17 protein-coding genes and 1 pseudogene are annotated in these 17,580 nt (G+C 71.2%); 5 read left to right on the forward strand and 13 right to left on the reverse strand.

Going from position 1 to position 17,580, the window contains the following annotated elements:
• Positions 1–161: 161 nt before the first annotated feature.
• Positions 162–981 (forward strand): annotated as a pseudogene (locus ACFWBY_RS02650) (IS5 family transposase).
• A gap of 30 nt (positions 982–1,011) precedes the next feature.
• Here ACFWBY_RS02650 and ACFWBY_RS02655 read toward each other — a convergent pair.
• The 7 genes from ACFWBY_RS02655 to ACFWBY_RS02685 form a co-directional block, all read right to left on the reverse strand.
• Positions 1,012–2,073: a beta-propeller fold lactonase family protein gene (locus ACFWBY_RS02655; RefSeq protein WP_385336337.1), complete on the reverse strand. Its 1,062-nt coding sequence runs from the start codon at positions 2,071–2,073 to the stop codon at positions 1,012–1,014.
• Positions 2,074–2,456: 383 nt separating this feature from the next.
• Positions 2,457–2,960 (reverse strand): GNAT family N-acetyltransferase, encoded by a 504-nt coding sequence (locus tag ACFWBY_RS02660; protein WP_385336335.1) that lies wholly within the window; start codon positions 2,958–2,960, stop codon positions 2,457–2,459.
• Between the two features lie 607 nt (positions 2,961–3,567).
• Positions 3,568–4,308: a class I SAM-dependent DNA methyltransferase gene (locus ACFWBY_RS02665; RefSeq protein ID WP_385336333.1), complete on the reverse strand. Its 741-nt coding sequence runs from the start codon at positions 4,306–4,308 to the stop codon at positions 3,568–3,570.
• A gap of 131 nt (positions 4,309–4,439) precedes the next feature.
• On the reverse strand, positions 4,440–5,336 hold the full coding sequence (locus ACFWBY_RS02670) for an RNA polymerase sigma-70 factor (protein ID WP_385336331.1): 897 nt from the start codon (positions 5,334–5,336) through the stop codon (positions 4,440–4,442).
• Between the two features lie 77 nt (positions 5,337–5,413).
• Positions 5,414–6,685, reverse strand: a complete 1,272-nt coding sequence (locus ACFWBY_RS02675; RefSeq protein WP_385336329.1) for an NAD(P)/FAD-dependent oxidoreductase — start codon at positions 6,683–6,685, stop codon at positions 5,414–5,416.
• 599 nt (positions 6,686–7,284) lie between these two features.
• Positions 7,285–7,557: a hypothetical protein gene (locus ACFWBY_RS02680; protein ID WP_385409617.1), complete on the reverse strand. Its 273-nt coding sequence runs from the start codon at positions 7,555–7,557 to the stop codon at positions 7,285–7,287.
• 192 nt (positions 7,558–7,749) lie between these two features.
• Positions 7,750–7,950, reverse strand: a complete 201-nt coding sequence (locus tag ACFWBY_RS02685; RefSeq protein ID WP_385336327.1) for an antitoxin — start codon at positions 7,948–7,950, stop codon at positions 7,750–7,752.
• A gap of 586 nt (positions 7,951–8,536) precedes the next feature.
• Between ACFWBY_RS02685 and ACFWBY_RS02690 the strand changes: the two genes are divergently transcribed.
• On the forward strand, positions 8,537–8,992 hold the full coding sequence (locus ACFWBY_RS02690) for a hypothetical protein (RefSeq protein ID WP_385336325.1): 456 nt from the start codon (positions 8,537–8,539) through the stop codon (positions 8,990–8,992).
• A 396-nt stretch (positions 8,993–9,388) separates the two neighbouring features.
• Here ACFWBY_RS02690 and ACFWBY_RS02695 read toward each other — a convergent pair whose 3' ends face one another.
• Positions 9,389–9,625 carry a hypothetical protein gene (locus ACFWBY_RS02695; protein ID WP_385336323.1) on the reverse strand — a complete coding sequence of 79 codons (237 nt, stop codon included), beginning with the start codon at positions 9,623–9,625 and terminating at the stop codon, positions 9,389–9,391.
• A gap of 617 nt (positions 9,626–10,242) precedes the next feature.
• On the opposite strand from ACFWBY_RS02695, the gene ACFWBY_RS02700 reads away from it, so the two are divergent.
• The gene (locus ACFWBY_RS02700) at positions 10,243–11,094 is read left to right on the forward strand and encodes an aldo/keto reductase (protein ID WP_385336321.1); all 852 of its coding nucleotides are present in this window, start codon (positions 10,243–10,245) and stop codon (positions 11,092–11,094) included.
• A gap of 71 nt (positions 11,095–11,165) precedes the next feature.
• Here the strand turns inward: ACFWBY_RS02700 and ACFWBY_RS02705 are convergent, their stop codons facing one another.
• The 4 genes from ACFWBY_RS02705 to ACFWBY_RS02720 form a co-directional block, all read right to left on the reverse strand.
• Positions 11,166–12,311, reverse strand: coding sequence for an RNA polymerase sigma factor (locus tag ACFWBY_RS02705; protein WP_385336346.1), 1,146 nt, complete (start codon positions 12,309–12,311; stop codon positions 11,166–11,168).
• Between the two features lie 17 nt (positions 12,312–12,328).
• A complete protein-coding gene (locus ACFWBY_RS02710) occupies positions 12,329–12,736 on the reverse strand; it encodes a YciI family protein (RefSeq protein WP_385336319.1) in 408 nt (135 codons plus the stop codon).
• A 277-nt stretch (positions 12,737–13,013) separates the two neighbouring features.
• Positions 13,014–13,928 carry an aminoglycoside phosphotransferase family protein gene (locus ACFWBY_RS02715; RefSeq protein WP_385336317.1) on the reverse strand — a complete coding sequence of 305 codons (915 nt, stop codon included), beginning with the start codon at positions 13,926–13,928 and terminating at the stop codon, positions 13,014–13,016.
• A 189-nt stretch (positions 13,929–14,117) separates the two neighbouring features.
• On the reverse strand, positions 14,118–14,897 hold the full coding sequence (locus ACFWBY_RS02720) for an NAD(P)H-dependent oxidoreductase (protein ID WP_385336315.1): 780 nt from the start codon (positions 14,895–14,897) through the stop codon (positions 14,118–14,120).
• A 139-nt stretch (positions 14,898–15,036) separates the two neighbouring features.
• Between ACFWBY_RS02720 and ACFWBY_RS02725 the strand changes: the two genes are divergently transcribed.
• Positions 15,037–15,960 (forward strand): helix-turn-helix transcriptional regulator, encoded by a 924-nt coding sequence (locus tag ACFWBY_RS02725; RefSeq protein ID WP_385336313.1) that lies wholly within the window; start codon positions 15,037–15,039, stop codon positions 15,958–15,960.
• Positions 15,961–16,047: 87 nt separating this feature from the next.
• On the opposite strand, the gene ACFWBY_RS02730 is transcribed toward ACFWBY_RS02725, so the two are convergent.
• Complete coding sequence (locus ACFWBY_RS02730) at positions 16,048–16,608, reverse strand: TetR/AcrR family transcriptional regulator (RefSeq protein ID WP_385336311.1); 561 nt, start codon at positions 16,606–16,608, stop codon at positions 16,048–16,050.
• Positions 16,609–16,727: 119 nt separating this feature from the next.
• On the opposite strand from ACFWBY_RS02730, the gene ACFWBY_RS02735 reads away from it, so the two are divergent.
• Positions 16,728–17,414 (forward strand): SDR family oxidoreductase, encoded by a 687-nt coding sequence (locus tag ACFWBY_RS02735; RefSeq protein ID WP_385336344.1) that lies wholly within the window; start codon positions 16,728–16,730, stop codon positions 17,412–17,414.
• Positions 17,415–17,580 lie beyond the last annotated feature (166 nt).

Consider the following 17,580-nt stretch of genomic DNA (forward strand, 5'->3'; position numbering starts at 1 on the left):
CCGGTGAACGTCTCCACCCACAACGACTCAGCCCGCAACACCCCGCCCATACAAGAGGAATGCCCCACCCCAAACGTTCTGCAACAACCTTTAGCGCGTGTCTCTTTGATGGGTTGGTCAGTTGATCGGATGTGTCCGTCCGATTAGTGATCACTGATGCGATGTGGGACCGGATCGAGCCGCTGATGCCGGCCGATCCGGTCCGCGGCAGGCGGTGGGCCGATCACCGCCGCACCCTTGAGGCCATTGCGTGGAAGTACCGCACCAACTCGCCCTGGCGGGACCTGCCCGACGAGCTCGGCCCTTTCCAGACCGCCCACAAACGGCTGATCAGATGGGCCGTCGACGGGACCTGGCAGGAGATCCTGACCGCGCTCCTGACGGCCGCGGACGCCGATGACGACATCGGCTGGACCGTCTCGGTCGACTCCACCGTCGTCCGAGCCCACCACCATTCCGCCGGAGCACGCAAAAAGGGGCCGAAGGCCCGCCGATCACGCCCTCGGACGCTCACGCGGCGGCCTGAGCACCAAGGTCCACCTGGCCGCAGACGGCCGTGCACGACCTCTGGCCCTGACCGTCACCGCAGGACAGGCCGGCGGCGCACCGGCCTTCGAAGCGGTCATGGGCCGCATCCGCGTGCCGCGATGCGGCCCAGGCAGGCCCCGAACCCGGCCGTTGGCCGTGCTCGCGGACCGGGCCTACTCCTCCCGCGCCATCCGGTCCCACCTGCGCCGACGCGGGATCCGCGCGGTCATTCCGCAGCCAGCCGACCAGGCCGGCCACCGCCTGCGGCGAGGCCGCCGAGGCGGCCGCCCGCCCGGCTTCGACGCTGAGATCTACAAGCAGCGGAACACCGTCGAACCCTGCATCAACCGCCTCAAGCAGTGGCGCGGCCTGGCCACACGATGCGACAAACTCGCCATCGCCCACCAGGCAGCACTCCACCTCGCCGCCATCCTCATCTGGGCACGACGCTGACCAAAGAGACCGAACTTAGCGGCGCCTTGCTCAGGCGAGCTGCACCGGCGCGGTGTTCGGACCTCGGGCCGTGCCCGCTTCTCCCTGTACCGCTGCCACGCCGGTCGGCCCGTCGCCCACGGTCACCGTGTTCGTTACCCGGGCTGTCGAGGTGTCGATGACCGACAGGGTGTCCGAGTCGAAGTTGCTGACGTAGACGAGGGAGCCGTCCGGGCCGACGGCGAGGCCGTTGGGGCCGTCTCCCACGGCGACGGTATCCGTGACGGCACGGCCGCGGGTGCTGATCACGGACACGTTGTCGGACCCGATGTTGGCAACGTATACCTGGCGCCCATCCGGTCGCACCCCGATTCCCGCAGGCTGGTCCCCGACCGGGATGCGGTCCGATTCCGCGCCGTCGTGGACGTCGACCACCGACACGTCGTCCGAGGTCAGGTTGGAGACGTACAGGCGACGGCCATCGGGGGTGAGTACCAGAGCGGTCGGTCCGCTGCCGACAGGGATGGTGCCGGTGACCGTTCGGGTGGCGGTGCGGACCACTGAGACGGTGCCGGACGCGGCGTTGGCGACGTACAGGGTGCATCCGTCGGGTGCCACCGCCACGCCCAGCGGGGCATCGCCCACCGCGATGGTGTCCGTGACGGCACGGGTGCGGGTGCTGATCACCGACACGTTGTCCGACCCGACGTTGGCGACGTAGACGTTCCGGTTGTCGGGAGAGACTGTCACTCTGCTCGGTTCGTCCCCGACAGCGACGGTGGCGATGACCGTCCTGGTACGGGCGTCGATCACCGATACGGTGTCCGCCGCGGAATTGGTGACATAGACGCGGGAGCCGTCCGGGCTGACGGCCACGCTGTCCGGTCCGTCCCCGACGGGAACGCTGTCCACGACCGTTCCGGTGCCGGTGTCGACGACCGACACCGTGTCGGAGTGGAGGTTGGCGATGTAAACGAGGGCATCAGGCCGGGGGGACAGCCCGACTGCCGTCGTCCCGACGGATGCGCCGGCCGTGTTTCCCGGTCCCATTAGCGCCGCTGTCACACAGAGCACCACGGCTGCTCGCTGCGCCAGGTCCTGACTTCTCGTCATGGGACCACGCTAAGACTCCGGAGCGGAAAGCCACGTGAGGCTCACGCTCAGGCTGACCGAACGGCGCATCGTGGCCGCCGCCTACGCCGTCTACACCAGCTGCACCTGGGCAACCCCACCCAGGGCACAACCTCGGACGCTCCCGCGGCGGGTTGCCACTCCGGCGCCGGGGAATCCGGGCGGTCATCCCGCAGCCGTCCGACCAGATCGCCATCGGCTACCAGGCGCGCACTCCGCCTCGCGGGCATCCTTGTCTGGACCTGACGCTGACCAAAGAGACAGAACCTAGCCCGATCCGGAGCCGGCCACCACTGCCGTCAGGCCGCCTGCTCCGCCTGCACTCGGTCACGTGAGTATGCAGACCCGGAGGGGGTGACCTCGTGTCACGGCAACGAGCGTGTGAGCCAGACATGTTCACCACGGTCGTCCGTGGCGACGCGGTGCCGCTCGAAGCCGAGCTTCTCAAGGACACGGAGCGACGGTGTGTTCCATGTGCCGACGGTCGACCAGAGCCGTTTCCGCCCGGTCGCGATAGCGGCATCGACCACCGCCCTGGCCGCCTCGGTGGCGTAGCCACGCCCATGGGCGCGCTGGAACAGCTCATACGCGATCTCCGGCTCCTCCACGGTGGAGCGGCCGATGATCAGCCCGCAGTAGCCGATGAAGTCGCCTTCGTCACGGCGCTGGATGGGCAACAGGGCGATCCCCGTCGTCGCCGTCGCGGCGAGCAGCTCCGCGATGGATGTCCGGATGTGCTCAACCGTTGGGGTCCCCTTGCCGCGTTCGGAGAGGAGGGCGCAGAACTCAGCGGCATCCGACTCGGCCCACGGCCGCAGTATCAGCCGGTCGGTCTCCAGGTGGAACGACATCGTCTCGTACGTAGTCATGCTCCCCAGCCTGCCCCACCGATCACCGCGAACTGCAGGTGGACTATCACCCAGCGTCCGGCTTGGCCCCGGGAGGCGAGCCTCTCACCACGGTTTTCCAGCCGGGCAGGCGGCAATAGCTACGCCCTGTTCGCCTGGGACCAGCCACCACCTGACAAGGGGAGCACACAGTCGGCGGGTGCGACGCCTCCGGCCATCACTCCCACGGGTCCAACTAGAGAGAGGCCCCGGGACAGGGGGGACGTCCCGGGGCCGCTGGTCGCGGCACCGCAGGGGGGAGCGGTTGTGCATCTGACGCGACGATATGGATAAACGATTCAGCAGCTACCCGGTTACGGCCATGGCCGCATCCAATTGGCCCGCGTCGTGGCGATGGTGTGCGGCAGGTCAGCTGCTGGAGGGCGGCCGGCCGCCGGCGTCGGGTTCAGGGGCGTCGTGCGGCCGTCGGCACGTAGTCGACCATCTTGGTCTTTCGGGGTGGGACGGGCAGCACCATCCACGAAGCCTCCCTCATCCTCAGATGCGCACTGATCTGCCGGCGACGCCTGAACTCCCGGCAGGAGTTGCAAGACGGGCACGGCTTACGTCGACGGCCCGGTGGCCGACCTCAGATCGGCTTGCGCCACACGGAGATGTGCTTCGCGGAGTCCTGGGCGAACGGCGCCCCGTCCCAGTCCGCGACGCGACGTTCCACCTCGAGCCCAGCGATCCGTGCCATCAGGTCGAGCTCTGCCGGCCAGGCGTAGCGGTGCCGGGAGTTTTCGCGGCGGTAGCGGCCGTCGTCGCCGTCGCGGGTGAAGTGGTGCGAGACGAGAATCTGCTCGACGAGGTCGAAGGTGTCGAAGCCGAGATGCTGCTCGGAGACGTCGAACGGCACCGCGACCTGGCCGGGCGGCAGGAACCGCAGCGGCGGCACGCCCAGCTCGATGACGAATCGGCCGCCGGGCTCCAGATGACGTGCGGCGTTGCGGAAGCACTCGACCTGCTCGTCCTGCGTGAGCAGGTTCGTGATGGTGTTGTAGACGAGATAGACGAGGGTGAACTCGCCGGGAACGACGGTGGTGGCCATGTCCCCGATGACTACCGGGAGCGTGTGCTCGTCGATCTTGCGCCGCAGCACCGCTGCCATGTGCTCGGACAATTCGATGCCCACTACCGGCACGCCGCGTTCCCGGAGAGGGACGCCCACTCGTCCGGTCCCGATGGCGAACTCCAGTGCCCGGCCGTCTCCGGCGAGCTCGGCGAGAAAGGCGAGAGTCGGTCCGAGAACGGCGGCCGAGGACGTCTCGGTCTCCTCGGCGTCGTAGCGGTCGGCGGTCGCACGGGTCCACAGCTCACTGCTCGTCACGGGCGGCCACTTTGCCGGGTACGGAGGGCGCTGTCGACGCATTTACCTTCCACCGGCTCCGAGCACACGGTTCGGGGCGGGCGAAGGACAACCGGCCTGACATCCGGGGCGGGACCGCGGCTGTTCCGGTGTCATTTCAGGGGCAGTGGTGTGGCGGTGGCGATGTGGATGAGCTTGGCGGGGTTGCGGACGAAGTAGATGCCGGTGACGAGGCCGTTCTCGTGGCGGATCGCCATGACGCTGTCGATCTCGCCGTCGAGGCGTAGGAGGAGTGCCGGGTCGCCGTTGACGGTGGCGGGCTCGCTGGTGAGCCTGCCTTCCTTGCTTCCGAGTGCGGCGAGGAGGAGGCGGACCACCTTCGCGAGGCCCGCGACGGGCCGTAGCGCGGCGCTCCTGACGCCGCCGCCGTCGCTGATCAGGACGACGTCGGGGGCGAGGACGTCGAGCACGCCCTGCAGGTCGCCGGTCTCCACGGCGTGCTGGAACGACGCGATGGCGGCCTTGGCCTGGCGCGGGGAGACGACTTCGCGGGGGCGGCGGGCGTCGACGTGCTTGCGGGAGCGGTGGGCGATCTGACGGACCGTGGCGGGGGTCTTGCCGACCGCCTCCGCGATCTCGTCGTAGCCGACGTCGAAGACCTCGCGCAGGACGAACACGGCCCGCTCGGTGGGCGAAAGGGTCTCCAGGACGAGCATCACGGCCATGGACAGGCTCTCGGCGAGCTCTACGTTCTCGGCGACGTCCGGCGAGGTGAGCAGCGGCTCGGGCAGCCAGGGGCCGACGTAGGTCTCCTTGCGGCGCCGCAGGGCCCGCAGCCGGTCGAGCGCCCGCCGGGTCGTGACGCGGACGAGGAACGCACGTTGGTCGCGGACCTGCGCCAGATCGACCTCGGCCCAGCGCAGCCAGGTCTCCTGCAGGACGTCCTCGGCGTCGGCCGCCGAGCCCAGGATCTCGTAGGCGACGGTGAAGAGCAGGTTGCGGTGGGCGACGAAGGCATCGGTCGCCGGGTCCGCGGCGTGGTCTCGCATCCTCGAATCCTTCCATGACGGCACGTTTCAGGGGCACTTGGGGGCGGGCGGCAGCCTTGGGCCGCCCGCTCCAGGGGCTACGACACGCGCGCGGGCCGGTTCGTGCTCGCGCTCGTGCTCGCCGCCCTCGTGTTCGTGCTCGTGCCCGCCGCCCTCGTGTTCGCGCTCGTGCCCGCCGCCTGGACGCGCTGCCGGCGGGCGTCGTCCTTGGCCTTCAGGACGCGTGCACCGGGCTTGCGCGCCTCGTCGGAGAGCTGCTTGACGGCGTGGGAGACGACGAGCTCCTTCAGGCGCGCGCCCGTTCGGCCGCCGACGTGGAACCGGATGGCCGTGTCGTCCTTGCGCGCGAACTGGAAGATGCCGGCGCCGCGGCCGAGGCTGACGCACAATCCGGCGAAGGCGATGCTGATGGCTTGGGGCCGCCCGCCCTCGATGCGGCGGAGCACGGCGTCGGCGGCGTGCGGGCCGAGCTGGACGGCTGCCTGGCATCCCATCCGGTAGGCGAGGCCCGAGGGCGCGGCCGCGTCCCCGGCGGCGACGATGCGGTCGTCGTCGATGCTGGTCAGGGTCTCGTCGGTGAGGAGGCGGCCCGTCTCGTCGGTGCTGAGGCCGCTGCGGGCGGCCAGGTCGGGAACGCCGAAGCCGGCGGCCCAGATGGTCAGGTGGGCGCGCACCTCGCGGCCGTCGGCGAGGTGCACGGCGTCGGCCGTCACGGACGCCGCCTTGGCGCCGGGGCCTTCGAGGACGGTCACGCCGAGGGCCGCCAGCCGCTTGGCGACGAAGCGGCGGCCGTTCGGGTGGAGGTAGGAGCCGAGCTGTCCCCCGCAGACGAGGGTGACGGTACGGCCCGCCTCGGCGAGCTCGGCCGCGGTCTCGATGCCGGTGGCGCCGCCGCCGACGACCGCCAGCACCGCGGTGGCGGGCGCGGCGGCCACGGCCTCGCGCAGCCGCTCGGCCTCCTCCAGGGTCGCGATCGGGTAGGCGAACTCGTCCGCACCGGGCACCTGCGGCGCACCGCCGCTGCGGCTGCCGACCGCGTAGATCAGGTGGTCGTACCCGACGGTGGCGCCGCCGGCCAGCGAGACGGTGCGCGCCTCCCGGTCGATCTCGGTCGCGGTGTCGACGACGAGGTGGACGCGTTCGCTCAGGACGTCCTCGTAGTCGACGACTGCGTCGTCGGTCCCGGCAACCAGCTGGTGCAGGCGCAGGCGCTCGACGAAGTTCGGGCGCGGGTTGATCAGGGTCACGGCCACGTCGTCGCGGCGGGTCAGGCGGTTGGCCGCGAGGACTCCCGCGTATCCGCCGCCGATCACGATGACTTCGGTCCGGCTGCCAGTGTGCTGCGTCATGGTCTCCGCTCCGTTCGCTCGGGGTTCGCACACAAGGCGCCGGCCGGAGGAAACTTGTGACACGGTGTGGCCCGGATCACATCCGGCGGTGGGGCGGAGCGTGTGGGCAGGTGACAGCGCAGGAGGAGGGTGGAGGTCCGCCCGTCGGCGGAGTAGGGGCACGTCCAGAACCGATCAACCTCAGCTCTCCCCCAGGACTTGCTCTTGGGTCGGGGACACCTTCGGAGCGAAGGCCCGCACGGGGCGGCTCGTGGATCGTCCGCAGGCGGACGGCGGGTGCTTTCGCGACTGGGGACCGTCGGATCGCCCGGGACGACGACTTGCGCTCCCGTCGGTTCGCCTGCGACGACTTGCGTCCCGTCGGTTCGCCTGGGACGACGACGACCTATGCTCCGCCGGACGGGCCGCCCGGGCGGCGCGCGGCGCTGCCTCAGGCGTGGCGCGCGGCCGTCTCCGCGATGGTCCGCAGGGCGATCAGGTGCCCCGCCAGGGCGCTGCGGCCGCGGTCGGTGAGGGAGAGCCAGGTGCGGGGGGGGTCTTGCCCACGTGGCCCTTGCGCACCGCGAGGCCGTGGGCCTTGGACGGCGTACAGCCGGTGATCACGAGTAGTACGGATTTCCCCATGTCGATCTCGGTGGCGAGGAGGCGGCGGTGCGCAGGTCGCTCAGCTTCACGCGGCGGCGGGACCCCGCAGCCGCGAGCTCGGGGAACGCGTGCTTCCAGACCTCCCGCAGGTGCCTGCTGACCAGGGTGCGCAGGACGGGCCGCTGCGCCAGGAGGAGCTCGCGGTTCAGTAGGGCTACGAGGTCCTCGTGCTGCCCTTCGGCCAGGACGGTGCGGTAGAGGCCCGTGCGCAGCCGCGGGCGGTCCACGTCGTAGGCGCAGTCAGCGGGCCTGCTCCCCGCGCATGCGGGGAGCAGGCCCCCGGCCCCGGACGCGGACACACCGAAGGGCCGCTGCCCCAACCGAGGGGATGGATTCGCGACGAAGTGGTGTGCCGATCAGTGCGAGACCCGGCAGGGGGCTCGTAACGGGCGAGGGAACCGCCCGACGAGCCCCCACAACTACTGCTGCGGCGGAGGCGGCTCGTCCTGCCCGCGCTCGTTTCCCAGCTGCTCCTTGAGCTTTTCCTGGGCGGTGTCGACCTGGCTGCTGTACTTGCCCTGGGTCTTCCCGTCGACGAGGTCACCGGCTTTGTCGACGCCCTGTCCAGCCTGGTCCTCGTGGCCCTTCAGCATCTGCTTGAGCTTGTCCATCGCAGACATGCAAAACTCCTTCCGCTGTGGTCCGTCCCCTCCAGCATCGCGGCCCATCACGCAGCGCGCATCCTCGCGGCTTCGAGCCACCGGCACAGACGCTCGTCACCGACGACCCTCGCACGCCCGTTTGGGAGCCGGCCGGCGCCGGCGGGCGAGTCGAAACGTCCAGGGGTTTCGACAGCACCGGTGTCAAGCGGATGCTGCCAGGGCGAACCATGGCCGGTGTGCACCGAACCCCATGACCGCGGGCATGGACGGCGCCCGGCGGATATCGACCGGTGGCGGCAGGCCCTGGACGCCGCACGGGACCGCGAACCGGTGTCGGGTCCCACGGACGACGAGCAACAGCTCCTGAAGGAGTTGCAGCCGGGCGCGGCCTCACAGCGCGCCTGTCGCGGACAGGTCGGCGGCTCGACTGCCGTCACGTGCACCGGGGGTGACCGAGCGTCAGATCAGGGGGAGCCGAAACGTCACAAGCGGCGGGCTCTTCGTTAACGAACCGAACACCTCGCGTCCATGTAACATGTGCAATGTCACATGACATGAGCCGTTCGGGGTGAGCCCGAGCGGCCACCAGACAAGGAGAGGTTCTATGAACCGTCTTGCCCTCATCACCGCAGCCGTCGCAGGTCTGACCGTCTTAACTGTTGCCCCGGCAGGCGCCGCAAGCACTCCGCAGAGCGCCAACGCCACCGTCACCTCCTGCAGCAACACGGGCCTCCAGGCCGGTCTTGCCACCAGAGTGTGTGCCGACATCACCGGCAACTCGGTCGAGATCTACGGCAAGGTCTCCCTCGCCGGCCCGCCCTCCCCCGGCAGCCCGGCACCCGCGCCGAAGGACCTCATCACGTCGGTGACGTCCGAGATCGTGGGCAGCGGCTCGCCCGATACCCGCAACAGCCGGGTCATCTTCACCGCCACGACCATCAAGGTGCCCGGCGCGACCACCACGGTCCCCTGCGGCTCGACCATTCGCGGCACCTTCGCCGTGGCGTCGTTCCCCTGGACGGCCAACCCGGTCGTCCACGAGGTCACCATCTCCTGCTGATCACGCTGACGGCTCCCGCCGAGTCCCGACGGTAAGGGCGCGCATCCCGGCGGTGAGAGCGGGCGATGCTCCCGGGGGCGGCGGTATCCACGACGTTCTCCCAGGCGTCGGCGGCGTACTTGCAGGCCTTCGAGGGCTTCCTCCGCGTCACGGCCATTCTTGAGCTTGTCCCGAACGGGTGTAGCGCGTCGCGCTCACTCCCGTCTCGGAAGCCGCGGGCCCGTCTCCCAACCGGAGGCGGGCCCGCGGTCGTGAGTCAGTGGTCAGGGCCGGCGACGACCTGAGTCAGAGATTCGTCGTTGATCGGGTGTGAGTCGTCCTGGACCGAAGATCCCGCTCTTGTCGGTGACCGATGCCCATCGGGGTGTGCTCCGGGTTGGATCGCCCTTCGGCGGCTCAAGCATTGGCGTTGCGGTCCCGGATCGTGCTCCAGTGCGTGGAGGGGCATTCGACCGCGGAGGTGTCACGCCGGCTCGGGGTCGCTCCCGAGACGGTCCGGCGAAGTGCGGCGCAGCCCGGCGTCGGCAGTGAGACCGGCGCCTGCTGCGGGCTGGACCGGGTGAGTGCGCCGGGCGGCAGGAAATGGCCCGGTTCCGTGCCCTCGCTGGTGCCGGTGGGGTGCTCGGATGCCATGGCTTCTGTGTCACACCGCTGTGACCTGGGCGGAAGCGAAGTGGGGCCTGTCGTTACCCCCGAACAGCCCGGTCTGTCTGTGCGGGGAGGAAAGCGCGCACGACGAGCTGTTTCCACCGGCCGCCCGCGTTTCGCGGTGAACGAGCACGGGGTGTGCGGGTGAGGGTGGACGCAGCCGGAGAAGACGACGGAGCGGAGAGAGCGGTGCGGTACGTCGAGGCGGGTGGTCCGGACGGTGTGCGGTGATCGCCGCCAGGCGACTGGGCGCCGAGCGGGTCATCCTCGTGGGCCGGCGCACCTCCCGCACCGACCTGGACGCGCCTTCGGCGCAACCGGCATCATCGCCGAACGCGGCGGGGAAGGCGCGTCCCGTGTGCGTGACTGACCGGTGACCACGGCGTCGGCAAGGTCACCGAGGCCGTCGAAACCCGCCGAGGTCTGCAGACCGCCCTCGCGTCCGTCGACGGCGACGCCACCATCAGCCGCCTCGGCGTCCCGCAGTACGAGGAAGCCCCCGCCGGCCCGCCGGCCCGCCAGCCCGCCAGCCCGCCGGCCCGCCAGCCCGCCAGCCCGTCGATGATCACGCGGAACACCACACGAGCGACAAGGAAGATCCCGTGCAGACCGTCACCTTGAACAACGGCGTGCAGATGCCGATCCTCGGCTTCGGCGTCTACCAGATTCCGCCGGAGCAGACCGAGCAGGCCGTCACCGACGCCCTCGCCGCCGGCTACCGGCTGCTCGACACCGCCGCCGCCTACGGCAACGAGGAGGCCGTCGGCCGCGCCATCAAGGCCTCCGGCATCGCGCGCGAGGAGCTGTTCGTCACCACCAAGCTGTGGGTCCAGGACAATCCCGCCGAGGACAACTCCCGCCGCGCCTTCGAGACGTCCCTGACCAAGCTCGGCCTGGACCACCTCGACCTGTACCTGATGCACCAGCCCTTCGGCGACGTCTACGGCCAGTGGCGCGCCATGGAGGACGTCAACCGCGAGGGCCTGACCAAGGCCATCGGTGTCGCCAACTTCTACCCCGACCGGCTCCTGGACCTCGCCCTCAACAACGAGATCACCCCGCAGGTCAACCAGATCGAGACCCACCCGTTCTTCCAGCGCACCGCCGACCACGACCTCATGCGCGAGCACGACGTCCGGCACCAGGCATGGGGAGGCTTCGCCGAAGGCAGGAACAACCTGTTCGAGGACCCCGTCCTCACCGACATCGGCACGGCGTACGACAAGTCCGCGGCCCAGGTCGTGCTCCGCTGGCTGGTTCAGCGCGGCATCGTCACCATCCCCAAGTCGGTCAACCCCGACCGCATGGCGCAGAACATCGACGTCTTCGACTTCGAGCTCACCGACGATCAGATGGCCCGGATCGCCGCCCTGGACACCGGCACGACGCTGTTCTTCGACCACCGCGACCCCAAGATGGTCGCCTGGCTCGGCACGCGCCGACTGGACAGCTGAGCGGCGGGAACGCCCACCGCTCAGCCCACGGGGGCGCGCCCGATACCGCGGGAGGATCCGGGCGCGACCCGTCAGGGGCGGCGGCGGGCGTTGAGCCGGGCGGCCTGGCGCGTCAGGTGGTCGCGCTCGGCGAGGTTGGGTGCCTTGTGGGCCGCCTCGGCGTACAGCCGTGCCGCCGTCGCCAGGTCGCCGTCGCGCTCGTAGAGGTACGCCGCCACTGCGGCGCGGCGGGGCAGTGAGGCGTCCAGCTCCGCGAGCGCCGCCAGGCCGGCGCGCGGTCCGTCGGCCTCCCCGACGGCCACCGCGCGGTTGAGGCGGACGACCGGGCTGTCGGTGAGACGCGCGAGCTCGTCGTACCACTCGACGATCTGCACCCAGTCGGTCTCCTCGGCGGCGTGCGCGTCGGCGTGGAGTGCCGCGATGGCGGCCTGGGCCTGGAACTCGCCCAGCCGGTCGCGGGCGAGGGCCGCTTGCAGGATCCCGACGCCCTCGGCGATCGTCCTGCGGTCCCACCGGGCGCGGTCCTGCTCGGCGAGAGGCACCAGGCTGCCGTCGGGCGCGGTCCGGGCGACGCGCCGGGCGTGGTGGAGCAGCATGAGGGCGAGCAGGCCCGCCACCTCGGGGTGGTCGATCGCGGCCGCGAGCTGCCGGGTGAGCCGGATGGCCTCGGCGGCGAGGTCGACGTCGCCGGAGTAGCCCTCGTTGAAGACCAGGTAGAGGACGCGCAGCACGGTGGCGACGTCGCCGGGCTGGTCGAAGCGCACGTCGCGGACGGTGCGCTTGGCCCGGCTGATGCGCTGCGCCATGGTCGCCTCGGGCACCAGGTAGGCCTGGGCGATCTGGCGGGTGGTGAGGCCGCCGACGGCGCGCAGGGTGAGCGCGACCGCGGACGCCGGCGTCAGCGACGGGTGCGCGCACAGGAAGTAGAGCTGGAGCGTGTCGTCCACCGCGGGCGCCGGCCCGGGCGCGGGCTCCTCATCGACGCGGTCCTCACGCCGGCGGCGGGCGGTGTCGGCGCGCGCCGCGTCGAGGAACTTGCGCCAGGCCACGGTGACCAGCCAGCCCTTGGGATCCCGCGGCGGGTCGGCCGCCCAGACCCGGACGGCCTCGAGGAGCGCTTCCTGTACGGCGTCCTCGGCCGCCGCGAAGTCGGCTCCGCGGCGGACGAGGACGGTGAGCACACCCGGCGTGAGGCTCCTGAGCAGGGCCTCGTTCATCTGCGTCACCGGAGGGGTCACTCCGTGATGGTGGGCGGCGCGGCCAGGAACGGGCGCACCTCCAGCCACTCGTGGATCGGCTTGCCGCCGGCCCCCGGCGCGGCCGACAGCTCCCCGGCCAGCTCGACGGCGCGCTCGTAGCTGTCGACGTCGATCACCATCCAGCCGGCGATGAGGTCCTTGGTCTCGGCGAACGGTCCGTCGGTGACCGGCGGGCGCCCCTCGCCGTCGTAGCGGACCCACGCCCCCTCGGGGGCGAGCGCCTGGCCGTCGACGAACTCGCCGGTCTCCTCCAGCCGGGCCGCGAAGTCGTGCATGTACTGAACGTGGTCCGAGATCTCCTGCGGCGTCCACTGGTCCATCGGCACGTCGTTGAAGGAAGCCGGGGCGCCGCGGTAGTGCTTGAGCAGCAAGTACTTGGCCATGGTGTTTCTCCTCGCTGGTGCGGCCCGTTCCGGCCGCGTTCACTACGGGGACGGAGCCGGTCACGGGTTCTCGACATCGCCGTCCGAGATTCTCTTTCGGGGGCTCTCGTGGACGGGTCTGGGTGAGACGTATCGCGATGCCCGGGCTCCGAATCCGCGGCGTGGCGCCGGGGCCTGTCGCCGAAGTGGCCCCTGGCCCCGCTTTGACGACAAGCCCCGGCGCGATAGCTCGGAAGATCGGCGCCGACCTGACCACTGAATCATGCGGCCGGGTGTGTCAGCGGGCCGTTGCGATGAGGCGTCGCAGCGTGGCGTGGGCGGGTGGGCCCCAGGTGGGTTTGCCGCCGGGGCGGCCGTGGTCGCCGGCGTGTCCGATGAGGATGCAGACGAGGGCGCGCAGCACCGCCCAGCCGCGGGCGCGGCGCAGGGTCGCGGCGTCCGGGGTCGGCTGGTAGGCCTCGTAGAAGCGGTCGGCGGCGCCGTCCGGCAGCAGTACCCACGGGGCGGCGAGGTCGCATGCCGGGTCGCCCGCGCAGAGGTCGCCGAAGTCGATCACGCCGCTGATGGTGCCGTCCGCGGTGAGCACGTTGGCCGGATGCAGATCGCCGTGGAGCCACAGGGCCGGGCCCGCCCAGTCGGACGCGGTAGCGGCGTCTTCCCAGACCGCGCGGACGGCGTCCGGGTCAGGGATCAGCCCCAGCTCGGTAGCCGAGGCGAGCTGCTCGGCGAACCCCTCGGCATGGTCGGACAGCGGTCCCCCGCGGTTGCGGCCGACGGGCGCCCCGTCGGGGGCGGGCCGGTGAAGGGCCGTCAGGAAGGCGGCCAGGGCGTCGGCCGCCTCCTCCGCCCGCGTGGCGGGGGCGCGGTCGGCAGGCGTACCCGGTACCCAGGTGGTGACGATCCAGGAGCGCGGAAACCGCTCGGAGGGCTCGCCGAGGTGCTGCGGGACGGGGACCTGCAGCGGAAGGTGCGGGGCGAGGCCGGGCAGCCAGGCGTGCTCCTTGCGCAGCAGAGCGTCCGCGGACCGCGTCGCCCAGGGCAACCGGACGGCCAAGTCGTCGCCGAGCCGCCACATCTGGCAGTCCCAGCCCCGCGCGCCGAACCTCAGGGGGCGGTCGGCCAGGTCGGGGTGCTGGTCGCGCAGCAGGTCCCGGACCAACTCCGCGGTGACCTCGATCTCGGTGTGGGTCATACGAAGGGACGATAGCGCCGGCGCATGTCCCCCGGCGGAGCGGCTGTGGCGAACGGTGTGGACGTCCCCCGCTCCGCCGGCCGGCCGGGGCGGGGATACGTCCAGGAGCCTCACCGCCGCCATGGGCCCCGTGCTGCTCCACGGGGTCGCGCCCCCGCCGCGCCGCCCGCGCCTGCCCGTCGAGGGCGGTCAGCCGCGCACGTGCAGGCCGAAACCCGTGCGGCCCGTGGGCTCCAGACCCTCCTTCAGGTGCAGCGAGGGGATCTCGTAGTCACCGAAGTTCTGCCGCCTGAACGCGATCGGCTCGGTCGACTCCAGGGTGAGCAGGCGCTGTTCCCAGGCCTTGGCGACGGCCGCGTAGTCCTCGCCGGCCATCCGGTCGGTGCCGTACAGCACGAAGGGCGGCAGCGCCTCGATGCCCGGGTAGTAGAGGATGCCGTGGTGGATCGGGAACAGCAGGTCGTCGATGGGGCCGTTGATCCCGCGAGCGGCGTAGTGCGACTCCGGGCCGCCGACGGTCACCGACAGCAGGGCCTTCCTGCCCGCGAGGGTGCCTTCGCCGAAGCGATCGCCGTACCGGGTGTCGCTGTGCTCGCCGACGCCGTACGCGAAGCGGTACGTGAACACCCGGTCCACCCAGCCCTTGAGGATGGCGGGCATCGTGTACCACCACATCGGGAACTGGAAGATGATCGTGTCGGCCCACAGCAGCTTCTCCTGCTCGGCGAGGACGTCCGGGGTGAGCGTCCCGGCGTCGAAGGCCCGGCCCGAGTCCAGGGCGGCCTTCAGCGGGCTCGAGGCGTGGGGGCCGTAGTCTTCGGCGTCCACGACCGCCTTCCAGTTCATCGCGTACAGGTCGCTGACCCGTACCTCGTGCCCGGCGCCCTCCAACGTGGACACCGCGAGGTCCTTCAATGAGCTGTTGAGCGACTTCGGCTCCGGGTGGGCATAGACGATCAGCGTCTTCACGGGAACTCCTCGGGATCGAATGCCCTTGATCATGGGCGTCGCGGCGCCCGGCGTTCAGGGGCGCCTCTTCCGTCGGACGGGACTTCCTGGTACCGGCAGGACCACCTTCGCGGGCGCCAACGCGGCCATACTGAGGGGCATGGACGATCTTGCGGGCTTCCTGCGGACCCGGCGTGCCCGGGTCGACCCGGCGGCCGTCGGCATCCCCACCGACAGCCGCCGCCGGGTCGAAGGGCTGCGCCGCGAGGAGGTCGCGCACCTGTCCGGGGTCAGCGTCGACTACTACGTACGTCTGGAGCAGGGCCGCGCGACCCAGCCCTCCGAGCAGGTGCTCGACGCGCTCGCCCGCGTCCTGGGCCTCGACGAGACCGAGCTCGGGCACCTCTACCGGCTCGCGCGGCAGCGCCGCCGCCGCGCGAAGGCGCCGGGCGGGCGGGTGCGGCCGGAGGTGTTGCGCGTCCTCGACCTGGTCGTCGGCGCACCCGCGCTGATCATGAACCACCGCTTGGACGTGCTCGCCGGCAACCGCCTCGCCGGGCTCCTCTTCGGCCGGCCGATGCCGGGCCTGAACACCGCCCGGCACATCTTCCTCGAGGAGGCCGAGCGCAGCCTCTACGCGGACTGGGAGCAGTGCACCCTCGACGTGGTCGGGCACTTGCGCCTGGCCGCCGGCACCTACCCCGATGACCCCCGCCTGGCCTCGCTCATCGGTGAGCTCGCGATGGGCAGTGAGCGCTTCCGCCGCCTCTGGGCCCGCGCGGACGTGCGGGCCCGCACCCATGGACGCAAGGTGTTCCGGCACCCGCTGGTGGGGCTGCTGGAACTGCACCAGGAGAACTTCGCGCTACCGGAGGAGTCGGGCATGGAGCTGCTGGTGCTGTCCGCGACCCCTGGCAGCCCCGCGGAGGACGGGCTGTGCCTGCTGGCGGGCCTGGGCGCGGGTTCGAGTGCGGGCCTGGGCGCGGGGTTGAGTGCGGGCCTGGGCGAGTGCCTGGGCGAGGACCCGGGATCGGGTCTGAGCGCGGCCCTGGGCCAGGACAGGGTGGCGCGACCCTCCCGGTGAGCGATCAGGTCCGTGTGTCCGGCAAGCTCTACCGGGTCGCGGCGCCCGACCCGCCGCCTCGACGACGCCCACCTCTGAAGTACCCGGTCAGCTGGTGGCCGTCAGCGCCGCGTGCGCGGTGGTGAGGATCTTCTCGGAGATCGGCGAGTCCTTGGTGGCTCGGGCCAGTACGAGTGCGCCGAGCATGGTGCACAGCCGGGTGATGCCGTCCTCGTCCTCGGTGGCGAGCCACGCGGCGAAGTCGCCCACTCCCTCGGCATAGACGCGGCGGGCCTCGCGATCTCCGGGTTCGCGCGCGATGTCGCCGGCCAGTGCGGCGGCGGGGCACCCGTCCGCCGCGCCGTCCCGGTGCTCGACGGAGAGGTAGGTGTCGATCAGCGCCCGCTGGGCGGCGTCGCGCTGCCCGGCGTGCTGCTCGAGTCCGTCGTTGCGGAGCCGGGTCAATTCGTCGAACGCGTAGGCGGTGGCTTCGTCGATGAGTGCCTCCTTGGAGGCGAACTGCTTGTAGAAGCCGCCGTGGGTCAGGCCGGACGCCTTCATGAGATCGGCGACGCTGACTTGGGTGCCCTGCTCCCGGAACAGCCGGGACGCGGTTTCCACCACCCGCCTGCGGTTCTGCTCCGCTTGCGCCTGCGATACGCGGCCCATGAGCCACCTCCCGGATGGATGTCAGTTGCAATCTATCCTAGACTGTGATTTAGATTGTAATCGTAATCTAATCAGCGGGCCGATCGTCGCCCGCGACGCTGTGAGTGGGAGACATGGACATGGAACTGAAGGACGCGGTCGTGGTGGTCACCGGCGCCAACCGGGGGCTCGGGCGGCATCTGGCCGCCCAGCTCGTGGAGCGCGGAGCGAAGGTGTACGCGGCGGCCCGCCGCCCCGAGACGGTGGACCTGCCCGGCGTCACCCCGCTGCGGTTGGACGTGACGGACCAGGAGTCGGTCCGGGCAGCGGCCCGCACCGCCTCCGACGCGACGCTGCTGGTGAACAACGCCGGCATCTCCACCGCCACGCCACTGATCGCGGGCGGCCTGGACGCGGTACGCCTGGAGATGGAGACGAACTTCTTCGGTCCGCTCGCCGTGACGCGGGCATTCGCCCCGGTCATCGAGGGCAACGGCGGCGGCGCCGTGCTCAACGTCCTGTCCGTCCTGTCCTGGCTGCACCCGGCAGGCCTCGGGTCCTACGCCGCCGCCAAGGCCGCCGCCTGGGCGCTGACGAATGCGACCCGGGAGGAACTGGCACCCCGCGGCATCACCGTCTCCGCGCTGCACGTCGGATACATGGACACCGACATGGCCGCGGGCGTTCCCGCCGATCAGAAGACCGCCCCCGCCGATGTCGCCGCCCAGGCCCTGCACGGCATCGAGACGGGCCTGCCCGAGATCCTCGCCGACGAGACCACCCGGTACGTCAGGCAGAGCCTGGCCGCTGCGCCGGATGCGGCCTGAGGCACGTCCCGCCGCACCGCCCCCCTCTGCCGATTTCCTCAGTACCGCCTCCCTTTCGAACTTCGGCGCCGGCCGGGGCGCCGGCGCAGAGCCGGAGGAGGTGCGCCGCGTGCGCGACCGACTCGCCGGACGTCAGCGCTGCGCCCTCGGAGTTCCGCACGACGCG

Source organism: Streptomyces sp. NPDC060049 (genome assembly GCF_042736715.1).
Lineage (GTDB): Bacteria > Actinomycetota > Actinomycetes > Streptomycetales > Streptomycetaceae > Streptomyces.